The organism is Pseudomonas sp. K5002, from assembly GCF_013386655.1.
Classification (GTDB): Bacteria; Pseudomonadota; Gammaproteobacteria; order Pseudomonadales; family Pseudomonadaceae; genus Aquipseudomonas.
In genome coordinates this window covers 1-840 of record NZ_JACARK010001036.1, presented here as the reverse complement: position 1 = coordinate 840, position 840 = coordinate 1, and the positions used below count along the sequence as shown (strand labels likewise).

2 protein-coding genes are annotated in these 840 nt (G+C 59.6%); one reads left to right on the top strand and one right to left on the bottom strand.

All coding sequences use genetic code 11. The annotated features are described in order from the left end of the window. Positions 1-158, top strand: a 158-nt coding sequence (locus HX846_RS39940) for a hypothetical protein (RefSeq protein ID WP_256740219.1), incomplete at its 5' end; no start/stop codon positions are given. 89 nt (positions 159-247) lie between these two features. Here HX846_RS39940 and HX846_RS32885 read toward each other — a convergent pair. Then, positions 248-840 (bottom strand): ATP-binding protein (locus HX846_RS32885; RefSeq protein ID WP_256740216.1); only part of this gene is annotated, 593 nt, incomplete at its 5' end.

Genomic DNA, 840 nt, shown 5'->3' with positions numbered 1-840 from the left:
AAAGTGCGGTGGCCGAGGAGATCAACAACAACGTGGCGACGATTCGAGATGTGACGGAGTCGTTGTCCGAGCAAGCGAATGAATCGGCGCGGGTCAGCCAGGCGTTGAACAGCCTGGCGAATCAGCAGCAGGGCCTGATGGATCAGTTCAGGGTTTGATGAGTTGCGGGATACTCCGGCAATCAGCCCGAGTATCCCGTAGCAGCTGTCGAGCCTTGGCGAGGCTCGACAGCTGCTACGGTTTGTTTTCAATGGCGGCGTGGCAGGTCGATGATGACCTTTAACCCGCCCAGCTCGCTCTCCTGCAACAGAAGCACCCCACCCCACACCTCGACAATATCCCGCACGATCCCCAGCCCCAGACCATGCCCGTCAGTCTGCTCATCCAACCGCGTGCCTCGGCTGAACACCTGATCACGCTGGCTCTCGGGAATCCCCGGCCCGTCATCTTCGACAGCCAACCGAAAGCCTTCCGGGGTTTCGCCGATGCTCAACACAATCTCCGCATCCGCCCATTTGCACGCGTTGTCCAGCAGGTTGCCCAACAGTTCCAGCAGGTCTTCGCGGTCCCACGGCAATTGCAAACCGGGCGGCACGCGGTAACTCAAATCCAGGTGTTCGCCATGGATCATGTTCAGGGTCGCAAGCAACCCCGGTAATTCGCCGTCGCAATCGAACAAGGCACCCGGCAGTGTCTCTCCGGCCAGGCGGGCACGATTGAGTTCACGATTAAGCCGTTGCTGCACCTGCTCCAACTGTTCCCGCAGCAGCTTGCTCAGTTGCGGATGGTCCTTGAGCTGTTCACTGGATGCCACGCTCAACAACACCGCCAACGGGGTTT